The organism is Labedella populi (assembly GCF_004078655.1).
In the GTDB taxonomy this organism is placed as follows: Bacteria; Actinomycetota; Actinomycetes; order Actinomycetales; family Microbacteriaceae; genus Labedella; species Labedella populi.
The window spans coordinates 929,203-950,922 of the sequence record NZ_RZNC01000001.1 but is presented as its reverse complement, the minus strand read 5'-3'; the positions used below and the strand labels follow the sequence as shown (position 1 = coordinate 950,922).

The 21,720-nt window shown below is 69.5% G+C and carries 20 protein-coding genes and 1 riboswitch; of the genes, 10 read left to right on the top strand and 10 right to left on the bottom strand.

Translation table 11 applies throughout. From position 1 onward, the window contains the following. Nucleotides 1–28 precede the first annotated feature (28 nt). The 4 genes from ELQ92_RS04565 to ELQ92_RS04550 are packed head-to-tail and all read left to right on the top strand — an operon-like array spanning nt 29 to nt 3,697. Nucleotides 29–1,162, top strand: a complete 1,134-nt coding sequence (locus tag ELQ92_RS04565; RefSeq protein WP_128497754.1) for a YihY/virulence factor BrkB family protein — start codon at nt 29–31, stop codon at nt 1,160–1,162. A 9-nt stretch (nt 1,163–1,171) separates the two neighbouring features. After that, nucleotides 1,172–2,020 (top strand): exodeoxyribonuclease III, encoded by an 849-nt coding sequence (locus tag ELQ92_RS04560; RefSeq protein WP_128497753.1) that lies wholly within the window; start codon nt 1,172–1,174, stop codon nt 2,018–2,020. 54 nt (nt 2,021–2,074) lie between these two features. Continuing rightward, nucleotides 2,075–3,079, top strand: a complete 1,005-nt coding sequence (gene trpS / locus ELQ92_RS04555; protein ID WP_128497752.1) for a tryptophan--tRNA ligase — start codon at nt 2,075–2,077, stop codon at nt 3,077–3,079. A gap of 15 nt (nt 3,080–3,094) precedes the next feature. Continuing rightward, the gene (locus ELQ92_RS04550; protein ID WP_128497751.1) at nt 3,095–3,697 is read left to right on the top strand and encodes a GNAT family N-acetyltransferase; all 603 of its coding nucleotides are present in this window, start codon (nt 3,095–3,097) and stop codon (nt 3,695–3,697) included. Nucleotides 3,698–3,789: 92 nt separating this feature from the next. Here the strand turns inward: ELQ92_RS04550 and glpK are convergent, their stop codons facing one another. The 3 genes from glpK to ELQ92_RS04535 form a co-directional block, all read right to left on the bottom strand. After that, complete coding sequence (glpK, locus tag ELQ92_RS04545; RefSeq protein ID WP_128497750.1) at nt 3,790–5,304, bottom strand: glycerol kinase GlpK; 1,515 nt, start codon at nt 5,302–5,304, stop codon at nt 3,790–3,792. 73 nt (nt 5,305–5,377) lie between these two features. Continuing rightward, nucleotides 5,378–6,130, bottom strand: coding sequence for an MIP/aquaporin family protein (locus tag ELQ92_RS04540; RefSeq protein WP_279432150.1), 753 nt, complete (start codon nt 6,128–6,130; stop codon nt 5,378–5,380). A gap of 121 nt (nt 6,131–6,251) precedes the next feature. Then, nucleotides 6,252–7,940, bottom strand: coding sequence for a glycerol-3-phosphate dehydrogenase/oxidase (locus tag ELQ92_RS04535; protein ID WP_128498035.1), 1,689 nt, complete (start codon nt 7,938–7,940; stop codon nt 6,252–6,254). 179 nt (nt 7,941–8,119) lie between these two features. On the opposite strand from ELQ92_RS04535, the gene ELQ92_RS04530 reads away from it, so the two are divergent. From ELQ92_RS04530 to ELQ92_RS04505, 6 genes are all read left to right on the top strand, one after another. Beyond that, the gene (locus ELQ92_RS04530; protein WP_424979679.1) at nt 8,120–9,151 is read left to right on the top strand and encodes a sugar-binding transcriptional regulator; all 1,032 of its coding nucleotides are present in this window, start codon (nt 8,120–8,122) and stop codon (nt 9,149–9,151) included. A gap of 54 nt (nt 9,152–9,205) precedes the next feature. Continuing rightward, nucleotides 9,206–9,351, top strand: a riboswitch (FMN riboswitch). Nucleotides 9,352–9,437: 86 nt separating this feature from the next. Next, complete coding sequence (ribD, locus tag ELQ92_RS04525) at nt 9,438–10,466, top strand: bifunctional diaminohydroxyphosphoribosylaminopyrimidine deaminase/5-amino-6-(5-phosphoribosylamino)uracil reductase RibD (protein WP_424979677.1); 1,029 nt, start codon at nt 9,438–9,440, stop codon at nt 10,464–10,466. Nucleotide 10,467: 1 nt separating this feature from the next. Continuing rightward, nucleotides 10,468–11,094 carry a riboflavin synthase gene (locus ELQ92_RS04520; protein ID WP_128497749.1) on the top strand — a complete coding sequence of 209 codons (627 nt, stop codon included), beginning with the start codon at nt 10,468–10,470 and terminating at the stop codon, nt 11,092–11,094. Continuing rightward, nucleotides 11,091–12,374 (top strand): GTP cyclohydrolase II, encoded by a 1,284-nt coding sequence (gene ribA / locus ELQ92_RS04515; RefSeq protein ID WP_128497748.1) that lies wholly within the window; start codon nt 11,091–11,093, stop codon nt 12,372–12,374. Before ELQ92_RS04520 ends, ribA begins: the two co-directional genes overlap by 4 nt. A 57-nt stretch (nt 12,375–12,431) precedes the next feature. Further along, nucleotides 12,432–12,902 carry a 6,7-dimethyl-8-ribityllumazine synthase gene (gene ribH / locus ELQ92_RS04510; RefSeq protein WP_128497747.1) on the top strand — a complete coding sequence of 157 codons (471 nt, stop codon included), beginning with the start codon at nt 12,432–12,434 and terminating at the stop codon, nt 12,900–12,902. Between the two features lie 169 nt (nt 12,903–13,071). Beyond that, nucleotides 13,072–14,496, top strand: a complete 1,425-nt coding sequence (locus ELQ92_RS04505; protein ID WP_128497746.1) for an MFS transporter — start codon at nt 13,072–13,074, stop codon at nt 14,494–14,496. Between the two features lie 92 nt (nt 14,497–14,588). Here the strand turns inward: ELQ92_RS04505 and ELQ92_RS04500 are convergent, their stop codons facing one another. From ELQ92_RS04500 to ELQ92_RS04470, 7 genes are read right to left on the bottom strand one after another with little or no spacing between them, the layout of a single operon-like run. Further along, nucleotides 14,589–15,704, bottom strand: coding sequence for a Gfo/Idh/MocA family protein (locus ELQ92_RS04500; protein ID WP_166426705.1), 1,116 nt, complete (start codon nt 15,702–15,704; stop codon nt 14,589–14,591). 2 nt (nt 15,705–15,706) lie between these two features. Next, entirely contained in the window at nt 15,707–16,522 is an 816-nt protein-coding gene (locus tag ELQ92_RS04495; RefSeq protein ID WP_128497744.1) for a carbohydrate ABC transporter permease, read from the bottom strand. Further along, nucleotides 16,519–17,454, bottom strand: coding sequence for a carbohydrate ABC transporter permease (locus tag ELQ92_RS04490; RefSeq protein ID WP_128497743.1), 936 nt, complete (start codon nt 17,452–17,454; stop codon nt 16,519–16,521). The genes ELQ92_RS04495 and ELQ92_RS04490 overlap by 4 nt, the downstream gene beginning before the upstream one ends. Then, nucleotides 17,454–18,821, bottom strand: a complete 1,368-nt coding sequence (locus ELQ92_RS04485) for an ABC transporter substrate-binding protein (RefSeq protein WP_128497742.1) — start codon at nt 18,819–18,821, stop codon at nt 17,454–17,456. The genes ELQ92_RS04490 and ELQ92_RS04485 overlap by 1 nt, the downstream gene beginning before the upstream one ends. Beyond that, a complete protein-coding gene (locus ELQ92_RS04480) occupies nt 18,818–19,747 on the bottom strand; it encodes a sugar phosphate isomerase/epimerase family protein (RefSeq protein ID WP_128497741.1) in 930 nt (309 codons plus the stop codon). The genes ELQ92_RS04485 and ELQ92_RS04480 overlap by 4 nt, the downstream gene beginning before the upstream one ends. Beyond that, nucleotides 19,744–20,667, bottom strand: coding sequence for a BadF/BadG/BcrA/BcrD ATPase family protein (locus tag ELQ92_RS16225; protein ID WP_166426704.1), 924 nt, complete (start codon nt 20,665–20,667; stop codon nt 19,744–19,746). The genes ELQ92_RS04480 and ELQ92_RS16225 overlap by 4 nt, the downstream gene beginning before the upstream one ends. Further along, nucleotides 20,664–21,704, bottom strand: coding sequence for an SIS domain-containing protein (locus tag ELQ92_RS04470; protein WP_128497739.1), 1,041 nt, complete (start codon nt 21,702–21,704; stop codon nt 20,664–20,666). The genes ELQ92_RS16225 and ELQ92_RS04470 overlap by 4 nt, the downstream gene beginning before the upstream one ends. Nucleotides 21,705–21,720 lie beyond the last annotated feature (16 nt).

Below are 21,720 nucleotides of genomic sequence, written 5' to 3'. Positions count from 1 at the left end.
TGCGCGAGTGTCTCGTTAGGCTCTCCCCATGGCCTCCCGATCCGACACCGATCACTCGACGGACCCGGCGGGCGATTCGCCGACGACGAGCACGCCCTCCCTCGTCGAGCGGGTGGGACGGGTCACCGAACGCGTCATGGCCCTCAAGCCCGTGCGGGTCCTGACGCGATTCAGCGAGCGTGACGGCGTGCTGCTCTCAGCCGGCATGAGCTTCCAGTCGGTCTTCGCCGTGTTCGCGGCGATCCTCGTGAGCTTCTCGGTGGCCGGAGTGTGGCTACGCTCCAACCCCGACGTCCTCGCGGCCCTCATCGAGATCATCAACAGCTACGTCCCCGGGCTCATCGCGGAGGGAGGCCTGATCTCCCCCGACGCCCTCCGGGACGTCGAGTTCGTCGGGTGGATCGCGCTCGTCGGTCTCCTCGGCACGGCGATCGCCTGGCTCGGCTTCATGAGGCAAGCCGTGCGCGCGGTCTTCGGAGTGCCGCCCGTGACACGCTTCTTCCTCCTGCAGAAGGCCATCGATCTCGGTCTCGCCCTCGGCTTCGGAGTGCTCCTCGTCGCCGGCGGGCTCGTCTCCGTCGCGAGCACCGCCGCTCTCGACTGGGTCGCCGGGCTGCTCGGGCTCGAGCAGGAATCGGCACCGGTCGCCATCGGCATCCGGGCGGTCGGCATCCTCGTCTCGGTCGTCGTCAACATCGTCGCGCTCTCCCTCATCTTCCGCGTCCTGAGCGCCATCCCGATCCCGCCACGGGACCTCCTCCTGGGAGCGGGCGCTGGCAGCGTGGTGCTCGCAGCCCTCAGCATCGCGAGCGGATATCTGCTCGGGGGCGCGACCCGGAATCCGCTGCTCGCGACGTTCGCCGTGTTCATCGGTCTCCTGCTCTGGCTCGCGATCGTCTGGCGGGTCGTGCTCGTCAGCGCGACCTGGATCGCCGTGACACTCGACGACCGGGGCGTCGACGTGGTGCAGTACACACCGGAACAGCAGGCGCAGCGCGAGGCGGAGGCGCGACGCATCGTGGCGGCGTCGGCCCTCGAGGCGGCGCGGACCCGGCTCGCCGAGGCCGGCGGACCGTTCGCCCGGTTCCGCGCGCGACGCGCTCTCGAGCGCGCCGTCGCGGAGGACGAAGCGGCACGGGCCGGTGTCGGCCGTCACGACTAAACTGGGGGGATGCCCGATCGTCCCATCCGCATCGTCTCCGTCAACGTCAACGGCATCCGCGCCGCCTATCGCAAGGGCATGGGCGCGTGGCTCGCCGGTCGTGACGTCGACATCCTCGCGATGCAAGAGGTGCGCGCCTCGACGGCGGACATCGAGAACCTGCTCGGTCCCGAGTGGACGGTGCTTCACGACGAGGCGACGGCGAAGGGCCGCGCCGGAGTCGCCCTCGCCAGCAGGCGGGCGGCTCACGTGCACCGCGTCGACTTCGGCGCCGACGACTTCGACAGCGCCGGGCGCTGGCTCGAAGCCGACTACGACGTCGACGGGACACCGCTCACCGTCGTCTCCACGTATGTGCACTCCGGCGACGTCGGGACCCCGAAGCAAGTCGAGAAGTACAAGTTCCTCGACGCGATGACCGCCCGCCTCCCGGAGCTCCGCGCGCACGCGGAGTACGCGCTCGTCGTCGGCGACCTCAACGTCGGGCACCGCGAACTCGACATCAAGAACTGGAAGGGCAACCGCAAGAACGCGGGCTTCCTCCCCGAGGAACGCGCCTACTTCGACCGTTTCTTCGGCGAGGAGGGCGCCGAGGTGACCGGAGTCGACGGGAGCGTCGGCACGGGCCACGGCTGGGTCGACGTCGGCCGGGCCTTCGCGGGCGAGGTCGAGGGGCCGTACACGTGGTGGTCCCAGCGCGGAAAAGCCTTCGACACCGACACCGGGTGGCGGCTCGACTACCACATGGCGTCGCCGGCTCTCGCGTCCACCGTCGCCTCGTACGCGATCGATCGCGCGAGCGCCTGGGACACGCGATGGTCCGATCACGCCCCCGTGGTCGTCGACTACGCCATCTGACCTCTTCCCCCACCCACTCGGCGCCGCCCCCGGCTCCTTTCGCGAAGGACGACAATGACCTCGCCCCGTCTCTACTCCGGCATGCAGCCCTCCGCCGATTCCCTGCAGATCGGCAACTACATCGGTGCCCTGCTGCAGTGGCGAGAGCTCCAGCGCGACTACGACGCGTATTTCTCCGTCGTCGACCTGCACGCACTGACGCAGCCGCACGACGCAGCCGAACTGCGGGAGAAGACCCGCCGGACCGCCGCCCAGTACATCGCTGCCGGAATCGAACCCGAGTCGTCGACGCTGTACGTGCAGTCGCACGTCCGCGCCCACGCAGAGCTCGCCTGGATCCTCAACACCATCACGGGCTTCGGCGAGGCGGGCCGCATGACGCAGTTCAAGGACAAGTCATCGCGCTACGGCACCGAGGCGACGAGCGTCGGACTGTTCGCCTACCCCGTCCTCATGGCCGCCGACATTCTGCTCTACCAGACCGACGTCGTCCCGGTCGGAGACGACCAGCGCCAGCACATCGAGCTCACGCGCGACCTCGCCGAGCGCTTCAACGCGCGTTACGGCGAGACCTTCGTGATCCCCGAGGCGATCACTCAGAAGGAGACGGCGCGGATCTACGACCTCCAGAACCCCACGTCGAAGATGTCCAAGTCGTCGGAGTCGCACGCTGGCGTGCTGTGGCTGCTCGACGAGCCGTCGGTGACGCGCAAGAAGATCATGCGCGCCGTGACCGACGACGAGGGATCCGTCCGCTTCGACCGCGACGCGAAGCCCGGCGTCTCCAACCTGCTCACGATCTTCTCGGCGCTGTCGGGACGCCCCGTGTCGGCCATCGAGGACGACTTCGCCGGTTCCGGCTACGGCGACTTCAAGAAGGCGCTCGCCGAGGTCGTCCTCGCGGAGTTCGAACCCGTCCGCTCCCGCGCCCTCGAGCTCCTCGACGACCCGGCGGAACTCGACCGCATCCTCTCGGTGAACGCCGAGAAGGCCGACGCCGTCGCGGACGCGACGCTCTCCGACGTCTACGACCGCGTCGGCCTCCTGCGGCGGCGTTGACCTGATGAGGCACGTATGACAGATCCGGCCGAACTCCGGACGGAGCGCCTCGTCCTCTCGGTGCCGACAGCCGACGACGTGGACGCGATCACCGAGGCCTGCCAGGACGAGGCCGTGCAGCGGTGGACGACCGTGCCCTCGCCCTACGGCCGCGATGCGGCCGAGAACTTCGTCAACGCGTTCGTCCCGGCGGGCTGGGAGGCGGGCACGGCTCGGACGTGGGCCGTCCGGGTGCGACGACCAGACGCAGCGACCGAACTCGTCGGCATGGTCGGTCTCGAGGGCATCCGCGACGGCGCCGGCGAGATCGGCTACTGGCTCGCTCCGGCGGGACGCGGCCTCGGACTCATGACGGAAGCCGTCTCCGCCGTACTCGACTACGCCTTCGACCCCGATCATGCGGCCCTCGTCCGCGTGCAGTGGCGCGCCTACCGTGGCAATCGACCGTCTGCTCGGGTCGCGCGCCTCACCGGCTTCCGGTTCGAGGCCGTCAGACGGCTCGGAGCGATGGGCCGGTCGGGTCGCGAGGACGAATGGACCGCGGCCATCCTCGCCGATGATCCGCGTTCCCCCGCCGACGAATGGCCGGCCGAGACTCTCACGACCACCACGACCTGAGGTCGCCCCTGACCCTGCAAGGAACGACGAACGCGCGGGCGCTCGATCGCTCGAGCACCCCCGCGTCCCCTGTCAGACGTGGCGAGCAGGCGTCAGTCGACGTCCTCGTCCACCCAGTCGAAGGTCTTCGTGACGGCCTTCTTCCAGTTGCGGTAGAGCTTGTCGCGCTGCTCCGTCGGCATCTGCGGCTCCCAGCGCTTGTCCTCCTGCCAGTTCTTGGCGAGGTCGTCGAGGTCGGCCCAGAAGCCCACCGCGAGGCCGGCGGCGTACGCGGCACCGAGCGCGGTCGTCTCGGCCACGACCGGACGGACGACGGGAACGCCGAGGATGTCGGCCTGGAACTGCATGAGGGTGTCGTTGGCCGTCATGCCGCCGTCGACCTTGAGCTCGGTGAGTGGAACGCCCGAGTCGGCGTTGACAGCGTCGATGACCTCGGCAGTCTGGTACGCCGTCGACTCGAGCGCCGCGCGTGCGATGTGGTTCTTGTTCACGTAGCGCGTGAGTCCCACGAGCGCGCCGCGGGCATCGGGGCGCCAGTACGGCGCGAAGAGGCCGGAGAAGGCGGGGACGAAGTAGGCGCCTCCGTTGTCCTCGACCTTCTTCGCGAGCGTCTCGATCTCGGGGGCGCTCGAGAAGAGCCCGAGGTTGTCGCGGAGCCACTGCACGAGCGAACCCGTGACGGCGATCGAGCCCTCGAGCGCGTAGTGCGGCTTCGCGTCGCCGAGCTTGTAGCCGAGCGTCGTGAGCAAGCCGTTCTCCGACCGCACGATCTCCTCACCGGTGTTGAAGATGAGGAAGTTGCCGGTGCCGTAGGTGTTCTTCGCCTCGCCCGTCTGGAACGCGGCCTGGCCGAACGTCGCCGCCTGCTGGTCGCCGAGGATTCCCGCGATCGGGACCTCACGCAGGAGGCTGTGGGTGGACGCCGTGCCGTAGACCTCGCTCGACGACTTGATCTCGGGGAGCATCGACTTCGGCACATCGAAGGCCGCGAGGATCTCCTCATCCCACTCGAGGGTCTCGAGGTCCATGAAGAGCGTGCGGCTCGCGTTCGTCACGTCGGTGACGTGCACGCCACCTCCCGTGCCGCCCGTGAGGTTCCAGAGCACCCAGGTGTCGGTGGTGCCGAAGAGCAGGTCCCCCGCCTCCGCCTTCTCACGCGCGCCCTCGACGTTCTCGAGGATCCAGACGATCTTCGTGCCCGAGAAGTACGTCGCGAGCGGGAGACCGACCGTCTTCTTGAAGCGCTCGACACCGCCGTCCTTCGCGAGGCGGTCGACGATCGACTGGGTGCGGGTGTCCTGCCAGACGATCGCATTGTAGACGGGCTCGCCCGTGTTCTTGTCCCAGACGACCGCGGTCTCGCGCTGATTCGTGATGCCGATCGCCGCGATGTCGTGGCGGGTGATGTTGGCCTTTGAGAGCGCTTGACCGATCACCTCTCGGGTGTTGTTCCAGATCTCCTTCGGGTCGTGCTCGACCCAGCCGGCCTTCGGGAAGATCTGCTCGTGCTCGAGCTGGCCCGTGCTGATGATGGACCCGGACTTGTCGAAGACGATCGCACGCGACGATGTCGTGCCCTGGTCGATGGCGATGACGTATTGCGCCATGGGTTAACTCCTTTGTTGTGGACAGCGTGTCGGGAAGGGGTGCGGCGACGGGGTTCGCCGCAGCCGAGGAGGATCAGACGGGAAGCGGGAGCAGAGCGCCGGAGGCGAGGCCGGCGAGGACGCCGCCGATGAGCGGTCCGACGACCGGGACCCACGCGTACGCCCAGTCGCTCGATCCCTTGCCCTTGATGGGAAGCAGCGCATGAGCGATGCGCGGGCCGAGGTCACGTGCGGGGTTGATCGCGTACCCCGTCGGGCCACCGAGGGAGGCACCGATACCGACGACGAGGAGGGCGACGGGCACAGCACCGAGGGCGGCGAGGCCGGCGGGAGAACCGAGCTCGGGGTCGCCCGCACGACCGAAGCCGATCACGACGAAGACGAGCACGAAGGTCGCGATGATCTCGGTGACGAGGTTCCAACCGTAATTGCGGATGGCCGGACCGGTCGAGAAGACACCGAGCTTGGCGCCCGGATCCGTCTCCGCGTCGAGGTGCTGCTTGAACGTCAGCCACACGAGGACCGCACCGATGAACGCGCCGACCATCTGCGCGCCCCAGTAGACGAAGGCCTGACCGATCGTGACCGATTGGGTCGTCAGCAGTCCGATCGTGACGGCCGGGTTCAGATGCGCACCGGACGAGTAAGAGACGGTGACACCGGCGAAGACCGCGAGACCCCACCCGAAGTTGATGAGGAGCCACCCCCCGCCGAGACCCTTCGACTTCGCGAGGATCGCGGTGGCGACGACACCACCACCGAGGAGGAGGAGCATCGCGGTACCGACCACCTCGCTCAGGAAGATTGTTGCCAGAGGAGTGTCCACATTGACCTTCTTTCGATCACGCCGGCCGGGTCCGTCCCGGACGCTCGGCGAGGATTGTCAACCCACCTGAAAGGTAGCGCCAGGCGAGTGCTGCAACAAGAGCCGACGGGCCCGCTGGGGATCAGCGGACGCCGTTGGTCTCCTTCCGCGTTGCGGTGTCGAGATCCACTCCGTGGCGCTCGACGAGGAGCGCCGCTGTGCGCTCCACCTCGGCGTCACGCGTGGCCTCGTCCCATCCGAGGGCACCGGCGGCGACCTCGGCGAGCTCCTCGAGCGCGGCGCGCGAGGCGCGGCCCGTGAAAGCGATGCTCGTGCGCCGGAGGACGAGGTCCTCGAGGTGCACGACCTGCTCGGTGCGCGCGATGTGCGCGATCTCCTCCCGGCTGTACGACGGCACCGTCTCGAGGGGGTGCTCGTCGGACTCGTCGGCGAGGGCGATGAAGGCGTCCGCTCGCGTCCCGTAACGCTCGAGCAGCTCGTCGACGCGGTCGGACGACAGCGCGTCGGCCCGTGCGCTGACCCAGACCCGGCGCGCCGCCGGGGTCGTCGGGTAGTCGCGACCGCCGCCGATGGCGAGAGTCGCGGTCGAGACGGTGCGCTCACGACCGAGCTTTCCGAGCACCTCGTTGGTGAGGTGCTCGCCGAGGGCGCGGAACGTCGTCCACTTGCCGCCGACGAGGCTGAGGAGAGGCGTTCCGCCGAGCTCGCCCTCGACGATGCGGTAGTCGCGCGACACGAAGCCGGGAGCGGTGTCGCCGTGACCCGGCAGTGGGCGGATCCCCGAGAATCGGTAGACGATCTGCGAGCGGTCGACGGCGATGTCGGGGAACACGTGCTTCACGAGGTCGAAGAAGTAGTCGACCTCCTCCTCCGTGCAGACGGCCGGCTTCGAGGGGTCGGCCTCGAGATCGGTCGTGCCGACCATGACCATGCCCTTGAGCGGGTAGATGAGGACGATGCGGCCGTCCTCGTGCTCGAAGAAGATCTCGCGCCCGCCCGTCGCCTCGAGGAGCTCGGGGTGGTCGAGCACGATGTGGGAACCTTTCGTCCCGCCCATGAACGCGGTCGGCTTCCCGAGGCTCTCGTTCGTGAGGTCCGTCCACGGCCCGCTCGCGTTGACGACGACCTGGGCGGTGAAGGGGAAGGTCTCACCGGTCTCCTCGTCGCGGAGGATGACGGACCCGCCCTCGGACGCCACGGCCGAGAGCCGGTTCGCGGCGCGAGCGTGCGGCCCGGCCTCGACGCCGTCTCGGAGCACGTCGAGCGCGAGCCGCTCGGGGTCGTGCATCGAGGCGTCGTAGTAGGTCGCCGTGTACTTGAGACCGGCGTTGAGGCGGGGAAGCTCCTCGAGCGAGCGCTTCCGGCCCAGGAAGCGGTGGCGCGGAACGGACCCGCCGTCGCGAGAGAAGGAGTCGTAGAGTTCCATCCCCACCTTGATGAGCGCGGCGCCGCGCTCGGTCGGCTTGCCGGCCTTGTGAGTCAGGAAACGCAGCGGGGCCGAGAGGATCCCGGAGAAGGTCGAGTAGATCGGGATGGTCGTCCGCAGCGGCTTCACGTAGTGCGGAGCCGTCTTGATGAGCCGGTTTCGCTCCTGGACGGATTCGCGGACGAGGCGGAACTCGCCGTTCTCGAGGTAGCGCACGCCGCCGTGGATCATGTGGGACGAGGCCGAGGATGCTCCCGCGACGAAGTCGTCTCGTTCGACGAGGACGACGTCGACGCCTTGGAGGGCGAGGTCACGGAAGGTGGCGATACCGTTGATGCCCCCACCGATGATGAGGACCTGGGCATTCGGACGGTCGGCGATCATCGAGACTGTTGCACGGCGCTCGGCCGGAATCGGGTTGGGACGTACCACGGTGTGCTCCTCGCGTAGATCGATCGGCGCGCGACGACCATGCGTCATCGGCACCCTCGACAGGAATCTTCCGCGTAGACTCACGTCTGTTCAAGCGGATTGAACAAACGTGCAGAGAAGCGGAGCACACAGTGGAGACGACGGGGGCGCTGAGCGCGAAGACACGGGACGCCCTCACCGCCGCTCAGCTCTACTACCTGCAGGATCTGACCATGGAGGCGATCGCGGCCGAGCTCCACACGTCGCGGTCCTCGGTCTCCCGGCTCCTCAGCCACGCACGCGAGACCGGGCTCGTGGACATCCGTGTCCACTCCCCGTTCGACATGCCGCGTCAGCTCGAGGGCGACATCGCCCGGCTGTTCGGGATCGTCGCGCACGTCGTGCCCGTTCCCGACCAGGCCGTCGACGTCGACCGCCTCGAACGGGTCGCCGTCTCCGCTGCACGAATTCTCGGCGCGTTCTTCGACTCGAACATGTCGATGGGGATCGCATGGGGCTCGACGATGAGCGCGATCTCTCGCCACCTCATCCCCCGGCCGACCCACAACTCCACGATCGTGCAGTTGAACGGTGCCGCCAACCCACGCACGACCGGCATCCTCTACGCGAGTGAGATCCTCGAGCGGTACGGATCCGCCTACGGCGCCGCCGTGCAGCAGTTCCCGGTCCCCGCGTTCTTCGACGACCCCAAGACGAAGGCGGCCCTGTGGCGGGAGCGCAGCATCGCGCGTGTCGTCTCGATGCAGCGCACGCTCGACATCGCGGTGTTCGGCCTCGGGTCCCCCTTCGCCGGCGTACCGAGCCAGGTCTACATCGGCGGCTACCTCGACCCCGAGGACTTCGCCGCCCTCTCCGCCGCCGGAGTCGTCGGAGACGTCGCGACGGTGTTCTACCGGGAGGACGGCAGCGACGACGGCGTCTCGCTCAACGCCCGGTCCTCTGGTCCCGGCATCGCGGTCCTCCGTGGCGTCGCGCGGCGCGTCTGCGTCGTCTCGGGCGTCTCGAAGCTCCCGAGCCTCAAGGGCGCCCTCGCCGCGGGGATCGTGACCGACCTCATCGTCGATTCGGGCACCGCCCGCCGACTCGTCGATGAGACGCTCGCAGCACGGGCGGCGGACGGGGGTCGCCGCCCGGAGGAGGACAACGTCCCGTCACCTATGTGACGGCGGGTGACGGAATATCGCGCGACCCGCTGCGTTGGCCTACGATGACAACAGATACGTGCTCCGGGGTCGGTGAGAGTCCGAACCGGCGGTGATAGTCCGCGACCCGCTTCGGCGGTTGAGCTGGTGGAACTCCAGCACCGACGGTTATGGGTTGATCGTGCAGATCGGCTCGAGTCCGGATGGAAGGCAGCACGACGGCTTCGCGAACCCGCGGGGCCGTGATCGACGATGCCGCCGCGGCACCGTCAGCACCCCGGGGCCCGTCTCGATCGAGACAGGACGGATGAGGATGCTGACCCAATCAGGCATCGACGCAGCGATGACGCGCGCTTTCGAGCTCGCCGCGCTCGGCCCTGCGCGCGGCGTCAATCCGCGCGTGGGCTGTGTCATCCTCTCCGCCGACGGCCGAGTGATCGCCGAAGGGCACCACCGTGGCGCCGGGACGCCGCACGCCGAGGTCGACGCCCTCTCGCGGCTCTCGCCGGGTGAGGCCGAGGGCTCGACCGTCGTCGTGACGCTCGAGCCGTGCGACCACACGGGCCGCACGGGACCCTGCAGCGAAGCGCTCATCGCCGCGGGCGTCGCGCGCGTCGCCTATTCCGTCGACGACCCCGGCGACGCCTCGAGCGGCGGTGCCGAGCGCTTACGTTCCGTCGGCGTCGACGTCATCGCCGGCGTCCGTCGCGAGGAGGGCGAGATCCTGCTCGACGACTGGCTCGCGTCCGCCCGGCTCGGGCGACCGCTCATCACGGTGAAGTGGGCGTCGTCACTCGACGGTCGTGTGGCCGCCGTGGACGGATCGAGCCGCTGGATCACCGGCCGCGAGGCCCGCGCCGATGTTCACCGTCGCCGCGCCGCGGTCGACGCGATCGCGGTCGGTACCGGAACCGTGATCGCGGACGACCCGGCGCTCACGGCCCGGATCGACGACCGGCTCGCGCCGACCCAACCGATCCCCGTCGTCTTCGGCCGTTCCGAGGTGCCTGCGGCCGCCCAGGTGCGCGCGCATCCGCGCGGCTTCCTCACGTCGCCCGGCAACGCTCTTCCGGGCGAGTTCCGCGCACTGCACGCCCGCGGCATCCGCTCGCTGCTCGTGGAGGGCGGACCACGATTCGCGAGCGCCGTCATCGCGACCGGTCTCGTCGATGAGGTCCACGTCTATCTCGCTCCGCTCCTGCTCGGAGGCGAGCGCACCGCGATCACCGACATCGGGGTCTCCTCGATATCCGAGGGGATGCGACTCGCGGTCCGCGAGACCCTTCCGCTCGGTCCCGACCTCCTTCTCATCGCCTCCCCGAAAGGACGCCACTGACATGTTCACCGGCATCATTGAAGAACGCGGCGTCGTCACGGCCGTCGATCACGGCGAGGACGCCGTCCGACTGACCGTTCGCGGCCCTCTCGCCGTCACCGGGGCGGGGTTCGGCGACTCGATCGCCGTGAGCGGCGTGTGCCTCACGGTCGTCTCGTACGACGCCGAGGGCTTCACGGCCGACGTCATGGCCCAGACGCTCGCGATGTCGACCCTCGACGGGATCTTCGTCGGTCGCGAGGTGAACCTCGAGCGTGCCGCGCAAGTGGGCGACCGGCTCGGCGGGCACATCGTGCAGGGACACGTGGACGGTACGGCCGTGCTGCTGTCGATCACGCCGGGCTCGGCCTGGCGCGTGCTCCGGTTCGCCCTGCCCTCCGACCTCGCACCCCTCGTCGTCGACAAGGGGTCGATCGCCGTGGACGGCGTGTCACTCACGGTGAGTTCGATCTCGGACTCGGCCTCGACCGAGCAGTGGTTCGAGGTCTCGCTCATCCCCGAGACCCTCTCCGCCACGACGCTCGGGGCCCTCGCGGTCGGCGACACCGTCAATATCGAGACCGACATCGTCGCTCGCCACGTCGAACGCATGCTCGCGTTCCAGGCCGCCGGAAGGAACGCATCATGACCATCGGCACCATCCCGCAGGCGCTCGACGCGCTCCGCTCGGGCACACCCGTGATCGTGGCCGACGACGAGGGACGCGAGAACGAGGGCGACGTCATCATGGCCGCCCAGTTCGCGACGCGCGAGTGGATCGCCTGGACGGTGCGCCACTCGAGCGGCTACCTCTGCGCGCCCATGACGGGCGCGACCGCGGATCGGCTCGAGCTGCCGCCGATGGTCGCGCGCAGCGAGGACCCCCGCGGGACCGCGTACACGATCTCCGTCGATGCTGCGGATCACATCACGACGGGCATCAGCGCCCATGACCGAGCGCACACGCTGCGGGTGCTCGCCGACCCCGCATCGGGGCCGTCCGATCTCATTCGGCCGGGCCACGTCCTGCCGCTGCGCGCCGTCGACGGGGGCGTCCGCACGCGGCCGGGTCACACTGAGGCGGCTGTCGACCTCCTGACCCTCGCGGGCCTCGAGCCGGTCGGTGTCATCGCTGAACTCGTCGAGGACGGGGGCGACATGATGCGGCTCCCCGCGCTCATCGAGCTCGGCGAGCGCTCCGGGCTCCCCGTCATCACGATCGCCGACCTCGTCGACTTCCTGAACTCCCACCCCGACGCCGCCGGTGTCTGCGATCGCCAGAGCGATGACTCGGACGCCGACTCCGCCGTGCGCTTCGAGGTCGAGACGACGATCCCCACGACCTACGGGAGCTTCCGGGTGCGCGCGTACCGCGATCGGGAGACGGGCGCCGACCACGTCGCGATCATCTCGGGCGAACCAGCCGACGGCACGATCGTGCGGGTGCACTCGGAGTGCCTGACGGGCGAGGCCTTCGGTTCGTTGAAGTGCGAGTGCGGCCCTCAACTCACGGCGGCGCTCGAGGAGATCGACCGCTCGGGCGGCGTCGTCATCTACCTGCGTGGCCACGAGGGCCGCGGCATCGGTCTCGTCAACAAGCTGCGCGCGTACCGACTCCAGGAGGAGGGGCTCGACACGCTCGACGCGAACCTCGCGCTCGGGCTCCCGGCCGACTCCCGCAGCTACACGGCGGCGACCGCGATCCTCGAAGACCTCGGCATCTCCTCCGTGCGACTGCTGACGAACAATCCGGAGAAGGTCCGGCAGCTCGAGGGCCGCGGGATCACGGTGACGGAGCGCGTCCCCCTCGTCGTGGGCGTCGGCGAGATCAACGCCGCCTACCTCGACACGAAGCGCGACCGGATGGGCCACCAGCTGGACATGGTCATACCCGTCCCGGAGCCCGTGCCCCCGGTCGACCGTCGCTGACCTCTTCCCTCTCCTCCTCATCTCCCTCTCACCACGACCACGAAGGACGGCCCACTCATGAGCGGTGCAGGATCACCCGACATCTCCGTCGACGGCAGCGGCCTCGACGTCGTCATCGTCGCCGGCAGCTGGCACGAGACCATCAGCGAGGCGCTCATCGCGGGCGCGTCGGCCGCGCTCGAGGAATCCGGCGCTTCGTACCGGCTCGTGCGGGTGCCTGGAAGCTTCGAGCTGCCGGTGGTCTCGAAGGCGGCTCTCGAAGCGGGGGCCGACGCCGTCGTGGCGCTCGGCGTCATCATCCGCGGCGGGACCCCGCACTTCGAGTACGTCTCGGCGGCCGCGACCGACGGTCTCACGCGGGTCGCACTCGACACCGGCAAGCCCGTGGGGTTCGGCGTGCTGACCCTCGACGACGAGCAGCAGGGCATCGATCGGTCCGGCCTCCCCGGTTCCAAGGAGGACAAGGGCCGCGAGGCCGCCGAGGCCGCGGTCGCGACCGCCGTCGCGCTCCGGTCGCTGCGCTCCTAGCGCGCTCGCCGCCGTGCGGCGCGGATTGGCATCGGATTCACAGCGGGCGTAGGGTTACGGGGTCCGTCACGAGCGGACCTCCCCACTCTCCACCGTCGGTACGGGCACGAACGGCGTGCCCGCGGACCGCGGTCATCTCACTTCGCTCACTCTCAGGACGTCAGGCTTCATGTCTCGCACCGCTTCCGTACCCTCCGGTACCACTCCCGCCAATCCCCGCTCGCGTGTCATCCTCGCGAGCCTCGTCGGCACGACGATCGAGTTCTACGACTTCTACGTCTACGCGACGGCCGCCGTGCTCGTGTTCCCGCGGCTCTTCTTCCCGGCCGCCGACGAGACGACGTCGCTCCTCGCGTCGTTCGCGACCTTCGGGGCCGCCATGATCGCGCGACCCGTCGGCGCCGTCGTCTTCGGTCACTTCGGCGACAAGTTCGGGCGGAAGGCCACCCTCGTCGCCTCCCTGCTCACGATGGGCATCGCGACCTTCCTCATCGGTGTGCTGCCGACGTACGAGAACATCGGCTGGTTCGCCGCGCTCCTGCTGCTGATCCTCCGCCTCGCCCAGGGCTTCGCGCTCGGCGGCGAGTGGAGCGGCGCAGCCCTCGTCGCGACCGAGAACGCCCCCGCCGGCAAGCGCGCCTGGTACGGCACGTTCCCCCAGCTCGGTGCCCCGCTCGGCTTCATCATCGCGAACGGCATCTTCCTCATCATCAACGCGGTTCTCCCGAACTCCGCTGCACCCGGGACCCCCTCGCCGGCGTTCGACGACTGGGGCTGGCGCATCCCGTTCCTCTTCTCCGCCGTCATGGTCGTCATCGGCCTGTGGGTCCGCCTCCGACTCGTCGAGTCGGCCGCGTTCCAGAAGACCGTCGACCGCGGTGCGGTGCGGAAGCTGCCGCTCGGCACCGTGCTCCGGTCGAATTGGCGCGAACTCATCCTCGGCACGTTCATCATGCTCGCGACCTACGTGCTCTTCTACCTCATGACGAACTTCACGCTCACCTACGGAACGAAGGCGAGTGATGTCGACGCGGCTGCGGCGCAGGCCGCTGCTGAGAAGGCCGGCAACCCGTTCAACGAGGAGGCGTTCCGCGCGGCCTTCTATCCGGGACTCGGCTACTCGTACACCGACTTCGTGCTCATGCTCATCTTCGGTGTCGTGTTCTTCGGGATCTTCACGCTCGTGTCCGGACCGCTCGCAGACCGCTTCGGTCGCCGCAAGACGCTCATCGTCGTCACGTCGCTCATCATCGTGTTCGGATTCCTCTTCGTCCCGATGCTCGGCGGCGGCACGCCGGCCGTGATCCTGTTCCTCGTGCTGGGCTTCGCGCTCATGGGCTCGACGTTCGGCCCGATGGGCGCGCTGCTGCCCGAACTGTTCCCGACGAACGTGCGGTACACCGGTTCGGCGATCAGCTACAACGTGAGCTCGATCCTCGGCGCGGCCCTCGCTCCGATCGTGGCGCTGTGGCTCTGGTCCTCCGCCGACGGCAGTCCGTTCTGGGTCGGCGTCTACCTCTCGGTGATGGGTGTGCTGACGCTCATCGCACTCCTCCTCTCGAAGGAGACGAAGGACATCGACATCAACGCCTGACGTCGCCGTGACGGTGAAAGGGTGGCGGGTCTCGTCCAGGGACCCGCCACCCTTTTCGTCTCCGGGCGGCGGACGCAAGCCCGGACCTCGAGTCACACGAGCCGGCGGGCGATCTCCCGGAGGAGACCGGCGTCGGCCGCCGCACCCTCCGCGGTCGACAGCACTGGGGCTCCCCCGCGGATCGCGTCGGAGAACGCGGCCAGCTCGCGCACGAAGGCGCCGGGCTCGCCCGGGTCCCAGAAGCCGCCGTTTGATGACGTCTCCTCCGTCACCGCGGCGCTCGTCACCGTCAGCGTCGCGCTCGTCCGGTCGCCGTACGGGCCGGGGAGATCGATCCGCATCGAGCCGGCGTCCCCGAAGACCTCCACCCACTCGCTGTACTCGGGGTGGTCCGCCAGCCAGTTCCAGGACAGCGACCACTGCGCCCCGCCCGAGAGCCGCCCGGCGACCTGGAGCCGAGGCGGCCCGGTGCGCTCCCCCGCCGACGCCGTGTCCGCGTCGGCCCAGGACACCGATGCCTCGTCATTCGGGAGCAGCGCCCGCAGCACGGCGGCCTGATGGCACACCGATCCGTGCAGGACGTTGCGGAACAGCACGGGATCGACCAGAGGATCGGCGGCGAGCGCATCGGCGACCTCCCGTCGGTTCGCCGCCACGGCCGCCTCGATCACGTCGTCCGAGACGTCGGAGCCGCGCAGCACCGGGATGCCCGTCGTCTGGTGCTCGTCCGAGGGATGCAGGACGGTCATCCGCACGAGCCGGACCGCGCCGATTTCGGGCAGACGCCGTCGCGCCTCCGCCATCGCGGGCTCGTACATCTTCATGTAGCCGACCTGCAGGACGAGCCCGGCCGACGCGGCGAACACCGCATCCCGCTCGGCGACCGCGGGATCGTAGGCGTACGGCTTCTCGGCGAAGACGTGCTTCCCCGCCTCGAGTGCCCGGCGAGCGAGCCCGGAGTGCGCCCCGGGGGTGCCGAGGAGCACGGCGTCGACGGCGGGATCGTCGATGACCTCCTGAGCCGCCGTCCCGTGCGCGGCGCCGAGGTCAGCGGCGATCCTCTCGGCGACGCTCGCCGAGAGGTCGCACACCCTCACGATCTCGAAGCGGTCCGCCATCGCCCGCAGGTTCGGCAGGTGCACGCTCTGCGTGATCAACCCGAGTCCGACGATGCCGAGACGCGTCCTCCGTCCGGACGTGGTGTCCATGCTCATTCCTTCACGGCTCCTTCCAGAAGTCCGGACATGAATCGCCGCTGCAGGAAGGCATAGGCGATGACGACGGGGAGGGCCACCAGCACGGCCGCGGCCGCGATGACCTCCGGCTCCGTGTTGCGCTCGTTCCCCGCGAAGAACGACAGGGAGAGCGGCGCGGTCTGTACGCTCGCGTCGTCCGGCATGAGGACGAGGGCGAGCATGAACTCGTTCCAGGTATAGAGGAACACGAGACAGCTGAGGGTCGCGAGGGCCGACATGCCGAGCGGCGCATACACGTGCCGCAGGGTCTGCCAGCTGTTCGCGCCGTCGAGCGACGAGGCCTCGGCGAGGCTCGAGGGCAGCGCGCCGAAGTAGTTCGCCATCCAGAAGGTGGCGAGCGAGAACGAACTCGCGATCTGCGGCAGGATGAGCGCCCAGTACGTGTTCAGGAGACCGAGGCTCGACATCATGTCATAGAGCGGGATGATGCGCGCCTCCGAGGGGAGGACGAGCCCGATGAGCAGAACGGCCATGATGAGACCGCGCCACCGCACCTTCAGCACCGACAGGGCGTAGCCGGCGAGAGCGGCCACGAAACCCGTGACCGCGACGACCGCGAGCGCCACGAAGGCGCTCGAGAAGAGCGACAGGCTGAAACCGCCGCGCGTCCACGCCGACTCGAAGTTCTCGAGCGTCGGCCCGCTCGCCGTGCTCCCCGGCGCCGGGCTGAGTGCCTGCGCCATGATCGACAGGAACGGGTAGAGGGCGATGACCGCGCCGGCAATGAGGAAGGCGTGTCCGGCGATGCTCTCCTTGAGCGAGGCCTTCATCGATCGGCCCCCGATCGCAGCAGTCGGGTGATCGCACCGGTGATCACGAGGATGAGGAGCGTGAGGACCACGCTCGCCGCCGCGGCGAAGCCGACCTCGCGGGTCACGAAGGCCCCCTCGTAGATGAGGTAGCTCGGCACGAGCGTCGAGGTGCCCGGGCCCCCCGACGTGGTGTTCCAGACGATGTCGAAGTTTCGGAGCGCGTTCGTGACCGTCAGGACCAGTGCGATCGAGATCTCACCGCGCAGACCGGGGAGGGTCACGCTGAAGAACTCCCGGACGGGACCGGCGCCATCGATGCGGGCCGCCTCGTAGAGCTCGACGGGGATCTTCTGCACGCCGCCGACGAAGAGCACCATGCAGAGCCCGTACATGATCCACGTGCCGATCAGCCCGACGGCCGGCAGCGCCGTCGCGAAGTCGCCGAGCCACGCCCGGGACAGGGCTCCGAGACTCAGCAGATCGAGGATCGCGTTGATCGGCCCGTCCTGCGCGAAGATCCAGCGCCAGGCGACGGCGATGACCACGGTGGCGAGGATCTGCGGCAGGAACAGGACCGTGCGGAAGACGGTGAGGAACCGGATGCGGACCCTGCTCATGACGGCGACGATGAGGAGCCCGATGATCGTCGGGAGCACCGTGTAGAAGAAGATGAAGACGATCGAGTGCCCGAACGTGGAGCGGCTCACGGGGTCGGTGATGACGGCGACGTAGTTGTCGACGCCGGCCCACGTCGCCTCCGTGATGCCGTCCCAGTCGTAGAAGGAGTACTGGATGGTCTGCACGAGCGGCGCGAGCGTGAACGCCGCGTACAGCGCGAAGCCGGGCACCAGGTAGAGGTAGTGGCGCGAGCGGGCGCGTCCCGGCCGACCGGAGCGCGCGCGACGCGCGCCCCGGTCGGCGACCGTGAGGACGGCGGGAGCCGTCGTCATCAGCCCGTGCGCTCGGTCTGGTAGTCGGACCAGTCGGACTGCACGCTCTCGATGAACTCGTCGACGCTCATCTGTCCGCCGAGCAGCTCCTGCGCCCCGGCGCCGAGGGTGCGCTGCATCGTCGGGGTGGCCCAGTCGAGGTAGCCGACGAACGCGCCATCGGCGAAGAGGGCCTGGGCGGCGTCGAGCTGGGACTGGTGCATCGAGCCGGTCGCGGTGACGCCGTCGAGGTCGGCGACGGGGAGCCGGCTGTTGTCGGCGTATGTCTGGGCGAAGTCCTCACTGAGCATCATGCTGAGGAACGCGATCGCCGCCGGCTGGATCGAGCTTTTCGAGCTGATGTGCCACGGGGTCCCGAAGGTGCCGGTCGTGACGTACTCCCCGCTCTCCGCGCGCAGCAGGGTGTAGCCGAACGCGTCGGGATCCACGGCGGCGAGCTTCGAGCCGTTGAACGACCCGCCGAGGAAGAACACTCCGTCCCCCTCGCCGTAGGCACCGACGGCGTCATCGAGCGAACGACCGTCGTACCCGGGGGCGAAGTAGCCCTTCTCACCCCATTCGGCGAGCTTATCGAGGGCCGCCCGGATGCCGGGGCTGTCGAAGGACGCGTCCGATCCGCCCGCGATCCACTCGTTCACCTTCGCCGGAGCCGCGTACATGTTGATGAGGATCCCGAGTACGTGGGAGCCGAGCGGGTACTGGTCGGAGTTGCCGAGTTGGATGGGCGTCTCGCCGCCGGCCTTCGCCGCGGCGAGCGCCTCCTCGAGCTCGCCGATGGAGTCCGGCACCTCGAGCCCGAGCGCGTCGAGCTTCGCGCGGTTGTAGAAGAGCCCGAGCGGCTGCGTCGCTCCACCCATGCCGTAGATGCTCCCGCTCCCCCACTGCGTGCCGTCGGCGTTCCAGCGCATGGAGTCGAAACCGCTCTCCGGCAGCCCCTCGTCGATGCCGTAGGCCGAGATGACATCATCGATGGGGCGGAGCATCCCGCCCTTCACCATCGTCCCCATGATGGCGAAGCCCTGGTTGCCGTTCGTGACGTCGGGTGCGTTGTCGCCGTTCATCGCGTTGACGACCGTGCCCATCAGGTCGTCCCATCCCTTGATGGTCACATCGACGGTGACGTTGTCGTAGGTCTCCTCGTACTGCTGGACGAGGGCGTCGAGCATGCTCTCCTCGCCCGCATCGGCCCAGACCCGCAGTGTCACGTCGCCCAGGTCGGCGACCTGTTCGACCGTCACCGGCTCGGTGATCTCCTCGACCTCCGCGGTGTCGGTGCGCTGCCCGGACCCGGGCGCGCACCCGGCGAGCAGTATCGCCGTCGTGATGCCGATGGCCGCAGCGAGCGGCCTGCTCTTGGTGCGATTCATGAGTTCTCCTCTGTGTGACCACGGTGGTCGGGTGGATAGGGGATGTGATCATCGAGCCAGGCCAGGTTCCTGGCCTGTTCGCGGTCGACGGCCGCGTGGTCGTGACCGCCGTCCGGGCGTCGGTCCTGCTCCACGACGATCCAGCCCGCGTAGTGCTGCGTGCGGAGCGTGTCGAGGAACGGCACGAGGTCCGCGTCGCCCTCACCGAGCGGCACGGAGACGTCCGCGATGCCGAACTCGGTGCCGTCGCGGCTGGCGCGGTGCACGGGCGCCACGACGATGTCCTTGATGTGCACGTGGTTGAGTCGACCGGCCCAGCGTCGCGCCAGATTGACGGGATCGTCGCCTCCGGCGAGCGCGTGGCCCGTGTCGAGGGTGAGGCCGACGTCCGTCGACTCGAGGAGCCGATCCACCTCGCCGGGCTGCTCGACATGGGTGCCCGTGTGGGGGTGGTAACTGGCCGTCAGCCCGGCGTCCTCGGTGAGGGCGACGGCGTGTCGGACGATCCGGACGAGTTCCCTCCACTGGTCGTCGTCGAGGTCGAGCTCCGGGTGCCGGCCGCCACGCGCGACGTGCCTCTTGATGGAGGGGACTGTCTCCTCGGCGAGGATGAGCGGACCGGTCGCTCCTGAGAGGACGAGCACGCGCGCCACGTCCTGCAGCGCGGCGAGGTCCGCTGCGAGCGCCTCCTCCCCCTCGAAGACGCGGAGCGGAACGTAGGCTCCCGCGCTCACGAGACCGACGGAGCCGAGAGTGTCGGCCACCTCCTCGTCGTGCCCGAAGAACCCGAGGGCTCCGAGCTCGATGCCGTCGTAGCCGGCGTCGGCGACGGCGCGCAGGACGTCGGCCGGCTCCCGGCCGGCGGGCAGACTGTGCGGACCCCACACCCCCCAGGTGACCGGGGCGTTCGCGCGGCGGATGGTCATGGGGTCCTCCCGATATCCGGACGGGTGGGGGTGTCGACGAGGTCACGGGCCAGAGCCACGGCGCCGACGACGGGTGGGGCGGAGAGCAGGGCGACCTGCGCGTCGTCCCCGTGCCGCTCCTCGACGGCTCGACGGAAGGCCGCGTAGAACGACGGTTGTCCCGTCATGACGCCCCCTCCCGCGACGACGATCGAGATGTCACCGCCCCGACGCCGGATGACGCCAAGGAGGTCCGCGAGCGCAGCGGCGTTGGCCTCGATGACGGCGACCGCTCTCGGCGACCCCTGCTCGGCGGCCTCGAAGACGGCCCTCGCCGTGACGGCCCAGTCGGTCGGTTCCGTGGAGGCGAGCAGGTGACCGAGGTCATGGGGGTGGCCCACGTCGAGGGCGTTCAGCAGAGCGGGCACGAGCAGGTCGGTGTCGAGCGCGTCGGCCGCCTCGAGGACGGAGCGCGCGGCGTCGCGGACGATGGCGACGGCGCCGCCGTCATCACCGAGCGCCCATCCCCACCCTCCGACCGTGAAGCTCGACCCGTCCGCCGTCCGCGAGGTCGCCGACGACCCGGTTCCCGCGACGACACCGGTGCCCGTCGAACGACCGCCGGCGGGGAGGATGAGCTCCGAGTCGTTGACGACCTCCGCGACGAGGAAGCCGCCCGCCAGACCGGAGGTCAGGATGCGCTGCTGCTCGGGGCTGTCGCTCCCGTGCACACCGGCGACCATCGCGGTCACCTCGAGGCCGGCGAAGTGCTCGAGGGCCATGCGAGCGAGGACGTCGCGGCGCTCGAGGTCCCCCAGTCCCGTCCATCCCCGGTTCGAGACGACGCGGTCCACCACGGTGTCGCCGTCGTGCGCACCGACGGCGAGCAGGTGCGCCTTCGTCCCTCCCACGTCGAGTCCCGCGATGACCCCGCCACTCATCGTGCGTCCGGAAGGGCGGTCTTGGTGTCGAGTCTCGTGAACGCGGGCTCGTCGATGTCGATGCCGAGGGCGTCGGAGGCCAGCAGTGCGAGGCGCTGGGTGACGACAGATGCCACGATCGAGAAGCCGGGGCCGTCGGAGAGGTCGACGGGGAGTTCGATGACCCGCGCGTGATCGGTCGTGGGGCGCGGGCCGCTGCGGCCGGTGACGAACAGCAGGGTGCTCGACCGCTCGCCGAGCTGATCGACGAGGATCGCCTCTCGCGCACCGCCGACGACGACGTGCGCGGTGTCGCCCGCCACGTCCATCGGCCCGTGCAGGTAGAGCCGCGTCTCCATGGCGGTCGCCGGGATCCTCGGCCCCTCCCTCAGCATCAGGGCGGCCTCCTCGGCGGCGGACAGCGCGGCGGAGGGCGCGACGAAGTCGACGGATCGCCGGGAGACGATCTCGTCGATCATCCCGGCCAGCACCGGCTCCGCGACGGCGGCCGACTCCTCGGCCGCGTCGACGACGGCGGCCCATCGTGCCTCGTCCGAGCGCCCGGCCCACCGGTCCGCCATCATCGCCAGGGCCATGATCGTGCCCGTGAACGAGAGGAACGAGACGGAACTGTCGGAGTGGTCGCCGAGGGTGACGTCGAGTGATGCATGAGCGGCGAGCGGCGAGCGGGCGTAATTGGTGAGGGCAACGAGAGACGGTGCCGTCGACCGCGCGGCGAGGTCCACGACCTCGGCGCTGCGTCCGCTCTGCGAGATGGCCAGCAACAGGTCGGCCGTCCCGGTGCCTGCGGCGAGTTCGCCCGGGAGGTGCCGCGTCACATCGATCCCGTCGGCCCGGAGCACGTGGAGGGGTGAGGCCGCCGCCGCGTGGCTGGCCCCGATCGCGGCGATCAGGAGGCGATCGGGTCGTGCGGGGAGGTTCGCGAGCTGCTCGGGCACCGAGCGGATCATCGAGCGGAGTGCCTCGGGCTGGGCGGCGAACGATGCCGCAGCCGGAATCCATTCCCTCGGCGGGTCGTATGGGGTGCTCTCCGTCACGTGCGATTCGCTCCTC

Coding starts and splice junctions, on each gene's coding strand:
- ELQ92_RS04565 (WP_128497754.1), top strand. CDS start 29: ATGGCCTCCCGATCCGACACCGATCACTCGACGGACCCGGCGGGCGAT.
- ELQ92_RS04560 (WP_128497753.1), top strand. CDS start 1,172: ATGCCCGATCGTCCCATCCGCATCGTCTCCGTCAACGTCAACGGCATC.
- trpS (WP_128497752.1), top strand. CDS start 2,075: ATGACCTCGCCCCGTCTCTACTCCGGCATGCAGCCCTCCGCCGATTCC.
- ELQ92_RS04550 (WP_128497751.1), top strand. CDS start 3,095: ATGACAGATCCGGCCGAACTCCGGACGGAGCGCCTCGTCCTCTCGGTG.
- glpK (WP_128497750.1), bottom strand. CDS start 5,304: ATGGCGCAATACGTCATCGCCATCGACCAGGGCACGACATCGTCGCGT.
- ELQ92_RS04535 (WP_128498035.1), bottom strand. CDS start 7,940: ATGATCGCCGACCGTCCGAATGCCCAGGTCCTCATCATCGGTGGGGGC.
- ribD (WP_424979677.1), top strand. CDS start 9,438: ATGAGGATGCTGACCCAATCAGGCATCGACGCAGCGATGACGCGCGCT.
- ELQ92_RS04520 (WP_128497749.1), top strand. CDS start 10,468: ATGTTCACCGGCATCATTGAAGAACGCGGCGTCGTCACGGCCGTCGAT.
- ribA (WP_128497748.1), top strand. CDS start 11,091: ATGACCATCGGCACCATCCCGCAGGCGCTCGACGCGCTCCGCTCGGGC.
- ribH (WP_128497747.1), top strand. CDS start 12,432: ATGAGCGGTGCAGGATCACCCGACATCTCCGTCGACGGCAGCGGCCTC.
- ELQ92_RS04505 (WP_128497746.1), top strand. CDS start 13,072: ATGTCTCGCACCGCTTCCGTACCCTCCGGTACCACTCCCGCCAATCCC.
- ELQ92_RS04500 (WP_166426705.1), bottom strand. CDS start 15,704: ATGGACACCACGTCCGGACGGAGGACGCGTCTCGGCATCGTCGGACTC.
- ELQ92_RS04495 (WP_128497744.1), bottom strand. CDS start 16,522: ATGAAGGCCTCGCTCAAGGAGAGCATCGCCGGACACGCCTTCCTCATT.
- ELQ92_RS04490 (WP_128497743.1), bottom strand. CDS start 17,454: ATGACGACGGCTCCCGCCGTCCTCACGGTCGCCGACCGGGGCGCGCGT.
- ELQ92_RS04485 (WP_128497742.1), bottom strand. CDS start 18,821: ATGAATCGCACCAAGAGCAGGCCGCTCGCTGCGGCCATCGGCATCACG.
- ELQ92_RS04480 (WP_128497741.1), bottom strand. CDS start 19,747: ATGACCATCCGCCGCGCGAACGCCCCGGTCACCTGGGGGGTGTGGGGT.
- ELQ92_RS16225 (WP_166426704.1), bottom strand. CDS start 20,667: ATGAGTGGCGGGGTCATCGCGGGACTCGACGTGGGAGGGACGAAGGCG.